The 7,686-nt window shown below is 56.0% G+C and carries 8 protein-coding genes; 4 read left to right on the top strand and 4 right to left on the bottom strand.

What is annotated here, in order from left to right; translation table 11 throughout:
• The 3 genes from F7C38_03015 to F7C38_03005 form a co-directional block, all read left to right on the top strand.
• Nucleotides 1-210, top strand: a 210-nt coding sequence (locus tag F7C38_03015; GenBank protein MCE4600521.1) for a PIN domain-containing protein, incomplete at its 5' end; no start/stop codon positions are given.
• A 413-nt stretch (nucleotides 211-623) separates the two neighbouring features.
• Nucleotides 624-1,511 carry an ABC transporter ATP-binding protein gene (locus F7C38_03010; GenBank protein ID MCE4600520.1) on the top strand — a complete coding sequence of 296 codons (888 nt, stop codon included), beginning with the start codon at nucleotides 624-626 and terminating at the stop codon, nucleotides 1,509-1,511.
• Nucleotides 1,504-2,244, top strand: a complete 741-nt coding sequence (locus F7C38_03005; protein MCE4600519.1) for an ABC transporter permease — start codon at nucleotides 1,504-1,506, stop codon at nucleotides 2,242-2,244. Before F7C38_03010 ends, F7C38_03005 begins: the two co-directional genes overlap by 8 nt.
• Here the strand turns inward: F7C38_03005 and F7C38_03000 are convergent.
• Both F7C38_03000 and F7C38_02995 read right to left on the bottom strand, forming a co-directional pair.
• Nucleotides 2,225-2,842 carry a helix-turn-helix domain-containing protein gene (locus F7C38_03000; protein ID MCE4600518.1) on the bottom strand — a complete coding sequence of 206 codons (618 nt, stop codon included), beginning with the start codon at nucleotides 2,840-2,842 and terminating at the stop codon, nucleotides 2,225-2,227. The two genes, F7C38_03005 and F7C38_03000, sit on opposite strands and share 20 nt — an antisense overlap.
• Nucleotides 2,843-3,173: 331 nt before the next feature.
• Complete coding sequence (locus tag F7C38_02995; GenBank protein MCE4600517.1) at nucleotides 3,174-3,518, bottom strand: VOC family protein; 345 nt, start codon at nucleotides 3,516-3,518, stop codon at nucleotides 3,174-3,176.
• A gap of 206 nt (nucleotides 3,519-3,724) precedes the next feature.
• On the opposite strand from F7C38_02995, the gene F7C38_02990 reads away from it, so the two are divergent.
• On the top strand, nucleotides 3,725-4,264 hold the full coding sequence (locus tag F7C38_02990; protein MCE4600516.1) for a PaREP1 family protein: 540 nt from the start codon (nucleotides 3,725-3,727) through the stop codon (nucleotides 4,262-4,264).
• A gap of 2 nt (nucleotides 4,265-4,266) precedes the next feature.
• Here F7C38_02990 and F7C38_02985 read toward each other — a convergent pair whose 3' ends face one another.
• Nucleotides 4,267-5,361, bottom strand: coding sequence for an ABC transporter ATP-binding protein (locus F7C38_02985; protein ID MCE4600515.1), 1,095 nt, complete (start codon nucleotides 5,359-5,361; stop codon nucleotides 4,267-4,269).
• Nucleotides 5,362-5,419: 58 nt separating this feature from the next.
• Nucleotides 5,420-7,630, bottom strand: a complete 2,211-nt coding sequence (locus tag F7C38_02980) for an iron ABC transporter permease (GenBank protein MCE4600514.1) — start codon at nucleotides 7,628-7,630, stop codon at nucleotides 5,420-5,422.
• Nucleotides 7,631-7,686 lie beyond the last annotated feature (56 nt).

The raw sequence follows: 7,686 nt of genomic DNA, 5'->3' as shown, positions 1-7,686 counted from the left end.
GGGAGATACACTGAGATGCTCCACGAATTCGACATAACGGTCTTGAGAGATCATGCAGAACCCAAGGAGCTACTAGAAGCCATGAGAATATACAGGCTAACCCCAAGCGACGCTATTATAGCCTTAACCTGCAAGCATAGAGGCATAGATACCATCCTTACTTTTGATGAGGATTTTAAAAGAATACCTTGGCTGAAGGTTATACCCTAGGAGCCCTTTCTGGGTCAAGTAGACTCGATACCATAAGCATCCTATAATACATCGTGATTATCGGGGCTGAGCGAGTCTTGATTGATTTTGTGGTTCTAGTTGCCGTTGATATTCCACACCAGTTTTATAACTACTAGGAGGTGTTTGTAGCGGGCCCGACGCGAGTTTGAACCCGGGACCCCTCCGGCTCCGAATGACGGATGCCCCGCACGCGCTCCTAGGGACCAGAAACAACGGCCCTATGAGATCCTCCCCACGTCTATGACTCTAGTATTCTTTGTAGGATTAGTGTGGGTTGGTTTTGTGTATTCTTTGCATTGTGTTTGTGGGCTTGTTTACAGTTGGTGTTTTACTGGCCGTGATTTAAGCTCTGCTGGCGGCATGGTTCTCTACTCGGTGTCTGGGGTTTGGGGTTGGCTCTTGAGGCTGTTGGGTTGACTAAGGTTTATGGTGGTGTGAGGGCTCTGGACGGTATTGATTCTAGTGTCCCGCTGGGTAGCTTGTATTGTCTTGCTGGACCTAATGGCGCTGGTAAGACTACTTTCGTGAGGATTTCGTCTACAGTGTCTAGGCCTACGTCTGGTAGGGTGTATGTGCTTGGCATGGATGTTGTCGGGGAGGCGTGGAGGGTTAGGGGGCGCATCGCCGTTATGCCCCAGGAGGGGAGGCCGTATAACTCTACGTTGACGGTATTCGAGGCCGTATACTACTACCTGGCCTCTAGGGGTTTCTCCCTGGGAGAGGCAAGGGTTGAAGCGCGGAGGGCGTTGGAGGAGCTCGACCTGGTGGAGTATAGAGATAGGCTTGTATTGACGCTCTCCGGGGGTTTGAGGAGGCGCACCCTCCTGGCCATGACCCTTGCATCAAACGCCGATGTCGTGTTCCTAGACGAGCCCACGGTGGGCCTCGACCCAGTCGCGAGGAGGGCGACTTGGGGGTACATAAAGAGGCTCTCTGCAGAGGGGCAGACTATAGTGTTCACAACCCACATGCTCTCGGAGGCCGAGTCGGTCGCCGATAGGATTATGCTGATCAATAGGGGTAGGAGGCTCTTCGAGGGACCCCCGAGAGAGGCCCTCGCGAGGCTGAAGTACAGGTATAAGGTGATAACCAGCCTGGGGCTCGACCCTAGCGTATCCGGTGCCAGGGTTAGGCGTTACGGCGACCTCACCTACATCTGTGTGGAGGACTTGGAGGGGGCCTTGAGGCTGGCCGAGGAGATCCTCTATGAGGGTGGTCAGGCCCAGATAAAGCCGGTTGACCTTGAGGACTTCTTCGCCGAGGTGACCTGGAGTGGGTAGGGAGTTCCTCTACCAGTTCTACGGGCAGGTCGCTTCAATCATCGTCTCGCAACTCCGCTTTAAGGCTGCCCTGATCTCGCTGGCGATGGTAGCGGTACTCCCCGCGTATTTCGCTCTTGTATTTGGACTGTCTGGGGAGGAGCTCGGCGTGGTCCTCACGGGTGCGATCGTGTCGCCTGCTGTATGGATCAACTCTGCTATGGTCCAGGATATCCTGTATGAACGCGAGAATTATAGGTACTTGGAGATGCTCATAGCCTCGCCCCTGAGGCCGGTCATATACGTGCTCTCCAGGATAACGGCAAGCATAATATTATCGGTGTCAACAGTCATACCCTTTACAATAATCTACGTATACGTTACAGGCGCCTACATGGCAGTCCCACTAGCCCTAGCGCTAACGCTCCTAGTCTCGATATTCCTGGCACCAATCTCAATACTATCCGGGCTCAAGCTGAAGAGCATAAAAGAGGCGAGCAGCATGCCCACCCTACTAGGCGCCCTCCTAGTATTCCTACCACCAGTATACTACACCCCATGGCTCCTGCCCGAGTGGCTGAGACTACCGGCAACCGCCATCCCCTCCGCGACCGCGGCAGAGATAGTGAGAGCAACAAGCATAAACGGCTACCACCCGGTAATCGACCCCAGGGCCATGATCACATACCTACTAGCATTGTCCACGGCATCACTACTGCTACTCTACTACAGGTTCAACTGGAGCCTAGAATAGCCCTGAGCCTACCCGCCAGGGAACCATAACCCCTTCCCTCAAGATCCTCCACAATCCCACGAGGCCTATCCAGGGGCACGGGAGGCTTACCCCTATAGGGTATGATAGCCCCCACATCAGAGATCCTAGATTCAACAACCTCAAGGAGGCCTCGGGGAACATACACTGCTATAACCCTCCTCATGGCTTTGACGGTCTTCGAGAACAGGCTCCTGGAAGAGTCAAGAACCACAACCACCCCGACATCCTCGACCTCAAGGCCGCCCCTCTTATACGCCTCCAACAATACATCGTCACCTACAGCGAAGACCGCGACGCCGGAAACCCGTAAACCGCCGCTCCAAATCCCTCCCTGCACACAGGCCAAGACCTTCGCAGCCCGCTGGCCGAGCCCCGTCAACCTGTACAAGCCATCGCTACCCCTCTCGACAAGCCCCCTAAGCTTCTTCAAGTGGAAGCTGAGCATGCTAGACTCGACACCGGTACCGCGTAGGAGATCGCTATAGCTCAAACCCCTGGAACCGGCGAGTAAAGCGATAACCCTCCTACGCAAGCTATGGGAGAGAGCGGAGAAGATCGCGTCTAACTCCTCCTGCAATACAGCCCCCACCAGGAAGATTATGCCTCCAGCCGGTTAATTCGCGTTTTACCTGCAGGTTCTCCCGGAACGGCCTCTCCGGACAATATTTGCCTGGCCGGGTCTAGAGGATTTTTCTTGATGCATAAACCCCTCTTACCCCAGATACTAATAATGTGATGATTCTAGTCTTGACCACGCTTGAGGTCACCCGCATACTCCGCGGAATTGTCTAGCAACGCCTCCGTATGGAGGCTGAGAAAAATGGGCATGGGATTGGAGGAGTATATCGTGGAGCTGGCTATGCAAGACCTCGACCCGCCGGACAGGGCCAGGAGTATATCCTGGCGGCCTAGGTTTCTTTTCTTGGCTGGAATATGTGGTATGTGTTTCCCTCGGGGTCCTTGAATAGTGCTTCCATGCCTGCCCCTATGTCCTGGGGGCTGGTTACCTCTATGCCTTTCTCGTGTAGGAGCCTGACCGTCTCCTCTATGTCTTCGACTCTGAATACTATCCCGGTGTCTCTTGGAGTGGCTTCTGTGCTCTTGTGTAGTGCTAGGATCGTGTTTTCGAGCTGTAGCTCGCTCCACTCGTTGCTACTGTATCTGGCTTGGAGGCCTATGCGGTTCCTCCAGAAGTCGAGCATGGGGTCCATGTCTCGGACAAATATTATTATGTAGTCGATGAGTTTGAACACGATTAACAGCCTCGTGCCGAGTCCTGTATCCTCATAGATATATAAACTAGAGTATTAACATTTATATAAATCGATATAATTGGGTTTAGGTCCCGGGAGCTGGCCAGTGGAGCTCAAAGGGAAACCAGCCGAGAGACACATTGCCGCCGAGCACCACTTATTACCACAGGCTCGCAATCACGGGTATAACGGAGGTTTCTATCGAGGTGTCGGGGGACCTGGTTAGACTGCCTCGGGCGGTTGCTGAGAGGCTGGAGCGGGAGGCTAGGAAGCTGGGGGTCAGCCTCGAAGAGTACGTGTTAGAACTCATCCTACGGGACCTGGATCCACCCGAGAGGGCTAGGGAATACGTGGAGGCCTCGAAGGATCTTTTGGAGCGTGCTCGGGAGGAGCTTGGGAGGGGTGATGTGAGGCAGGCTGCTGAGAAGGCTTGGAGCGCCGCTGCACTTGCAGTGAAGGCCTACGCAGCCTGGAAGGAGGGGAAAAGGCTCACAAGCCATCGAGAGCTATGGGAGTGGAAGAGGAGGCTTGAGGAGGAGTTGGGAGGGTGGGTTAGCGATGCCTGGGCCCAGGCTACCGCCATGCATGTCTGTTTCTATGAGGGTTGGTGTGGCGGGGAGGATGTGGAGGAGGCTCTTGAGAGGGTGGAGAGGCTAGTCCGCGGGGTGGAGGGGGAGGATTCTAGCGTAGAGTGTGCCGTGCGGCCCTGGTATCTCTGGGTTGCAACGGATCCTCATCTCTATTAGTGTCACTGTGTGGCTAGTGCTTCTGCTAGCTCCTCTTCTGTGAGTGGTAGTACTATTACCCTCTCCTTTGGTATTGATAGGTGTATGGTGTGGCCTTGCTCGACCCGCGTGTCGGGTGGTAGGTAGGCTACTAGCCTGTCATCGCCGACGCGCACCCTGACCTCCCTCTTGTCTCCCAGGAACATGGAGGTGTCTACCTTGGCTTGGAAGGTGTTCGGCTTTCCCATGTCGTCCTTGCCTGCTAGCTTGAAGCTCTCGGGCCTCATCACCACCACGACCTCGCCGCTCACGTTGTCTCCGACTGCTAGTATGCTCTCCCTGAGGGATGGTATGTAGACTTCTACGAACCCGTTTCTTGATGCTACAACCTTGCCCCTCACTAGGTTGCTCCTCCCGAGGAAGCCTGCGACGAAGAGGCTCCTGGGCCTCATGTAGAGTTCCTCGGGCGTGCCCACCTGGAGTATCCTCCCCTTGTTCATAACCGCTATCCTGTCGCTCATGCTCAGCGCTTCGAGCTGGTCGTGGGTCACGTAGACGGTGGTTATCCCTAGGCGTTTCTGAAGGTTCCTCAGCTCCTCCCTCATCTCAAGCCTCAGCTTGGCGTCTAGGTTGCTTAGGGGCTCGTCTAGGAGGAGCACGCTGGGCTCTACCACTAGGGCTCTCGCCAGGGCGACCCTCTGCTGCTGCCCGCCGCTGAGTTGGAGTGGGTACCTGTTTTCCAGGCCGTGTAGGTCTACTAGGTCTAGGGCCTTCTCCACCCTCTTCCTTATCTCGTCTTCTGGGACCTTCCTCAGCCTCAGCCCGTAGGCTATGTTGTCGTAGACTGTCATGTGGGGCCATAGGGCGTAGTTCTGGAATACCATCGCCGTGTTCCTCTCGTAGGGCTTGACGTACGTGACGTCCCTGTCGTCGAAGTATACCTTGCCCTCCTCGGGCACCTCGAACCCGGCTATTATCCTTAGCGTTGTGGTCTTCCCGCAGCCGCTCGGCCCTATTATCGTGAAGAACTCGCCGTGCTCTATGTCTATATTAGCGTGGTCCACGGCCACGACGCCGCCGTATATCTTGGTGACGTCCTCCAGCCTTATCCTAGTCAAAGGCTGCACCCACAGGCCGGTTCAAAGGTGTTCCCCCATAGGGTTTATAGGGGTTGGGCTAGGCCCCTATGAAGGCGTAGCTCTGCTTCAACCCCACTATGATCACCAGTATAGCCAGTAGCTGGAAGAGTATCAGGAGGACTCCCATGGCGGCGACATACTGTATCCCGGCCAGCTGCCCCCCGATGTAGATGTTCTTCATATAGTAGGTCATGGGCGCCTGGTCCGGCCTGAGGCTGCCTATGGTGACGCTCGTCGACACCTCAGTGCTTATATAGATGAATCCTATGATCGCGCCGCTTATTATATAGGTGAATATCAGGGGGAGCACTATGCCGAAGATGGTCTTCCTCCTGGAGGCGCCCAGGTTGAGCGCCGCCTCCTCCAGGCCCTCGTGGACCTGCTGGAACCCTGCGAACACGCTCCTGACCACGAAGGGCAGCTTCCTTATACTATAGGCTATGATGAGCACTATCCAGGCCTGGAAGAGCGTGGGGCCTATGGTCGGGTCTACGGGCGTGTTCTTGAAGAAGTCAGAGAAGAAGTAGAAGTAGCCGAGGGCCACTACCAGGCCCGGTATCGCTATGGGTATCGTTGCCAGGGAGTCTAGGGTTGGGGTGATGACCCGTATCTTGGCCCTGCTGACCGCGTAGCCGACTATTATCGAGAGGGTCACGGCTATGGCCACCGCCGTCAGGGCGTAGGCTAGGGTGTTGCGTATGTAGATGAATATGTTGGGGTTTGTGAAGAGCTCCAGGAAGTACTTGGCGCTAGCTTCTCCGGGGTTGAGGGAGAACTGGGTGGGGGGCATGACGTTGAAGGCTAGTAGTATGACTCCTATCTGGGGCATCGCAGTCCATATGATTAGGGGTAGGAGTAGGAGGTAGACGGCGGCCAGGCCCTTGGCGCCGAGCCTCCTCTCCCTCCTCTGCCACCTGCCGCCCCTGCTAATCATGGCGTAGCTACGCATGCTGATGTAGTTCCTTATGGCCAGGAAGCTGGCGACGGCTAGGAACAGCATCACGAAGCCGAGGGCCGCTATCTCCGGGGATACAATGCCCGTCTGGCTCGTGAAGCTACTATAGATCTGGTAGCTCATTAGCCTCCTCTCCTGGAACACTATCGGGGCCCCCAGGTCCTCTAGGCTGAAGATGAACACTATGATCGAGCCAGCCGCTATCCCTGGGAGGGCCAGGGGCAGGGTGACGCTGGTGAAGAGCCTGAGCCCCCGCGACCCTAGATTCTCGGCTTGCTCCTCCATGCTGGGGTCAATGCTTAGGAACGCGGAGTAGGCGTTGAGGTAGACGATGGGGTAGAAGGCCATTATCTGGGCTATGGTCACGCCGGCCAGGTCCCTGATCTCTATCGCGAAGCCGAAGAGGTGGAGGGTGGCCCAGGATATGGGGCCTGTTGTTCCGAAGAGTAGTTTTATCACGTAGCTGTTTATGAAGGGTGTGACGAAGAGGGGCACTATTGCTAGGAGCCTTACCAGGGTCCTGCCCGGGAAGCTGTACCTGGCCAGTACGAAGGCTACTATTATGCCGAGTAGGGTGGCGACGCTCGTGACTATGGTGGAGTTTATGAGGCTGTTCAACAGGATCCCATAGTTGACCCCGTCTACCACGAGCACACGGGTCCCTCCCCTAACCTGCCACGACCACACCGTGTCGCCCAGGGACTCCAGCTTGACGTAGGCGCGGCCAGTGAATATCCTCACGAAGTTCTCGTAGAATGGCGTTCCGGGCGGGGTGACGAAGGCGTTCAACAGCATGAGGAGGACCGGTACCACGAGGAAGACCACTAGGATCAGCGAGCCAATGACCAGGAAGGCTATTATGATCGTGTCGAGCTTGAAGAGGGTGCTCCTAACCCTCTTCCTGAAAGGCACCCTAACCCCGGCCCTGGCACCCCTAACCCCACGCAACCCAGCCAAATACGAGGTGGCGTGGGCGACGACCAGGGGGAAGAGGAGCAGGGCCACCGCCCTCGGGATACCGGGTATCCTGAGGAGGAGTACTAGGATAGTGTAGATGTACCCGATCATCAGGAGGAAGCTCAGGCCGAAGCTATGCTTCATCCTGTCAACATTCAAGCCCCTATAGTACATGAGCACCGGCAGTAGTACCGCGAGGAGCCACGCGATATACTCTCCCTCGCCGACACCGGCTACCTCGACGAACAGGTAGTAGAGTACGGCCGCGATTAGACCCGTTAGTAGGAGGTGTCGTGGAGAGTAGCGTGGCCATGACCCGCTGCCGTCGCCAGCCATAACCCTTTGCCTCCCATAGGCCAGCGAGTGGCTCCTTGGGGTTAAATAAAAGGGAG

It is taken from the genome of Candidatus Thermodiscus eudorianus (genome assembly GCA_015521085.1).
GTDB classification, from domain to species: domain Archaea; phylum Thermoproteota; class Thermoprotei_A; order Sulfolobales; family Acidilobaceae; genus Thermodiscus; species Thermodiscus eudorianus.
This window is presented reverse-complemented; position numbering and strand designations above follow the sequence as displayed.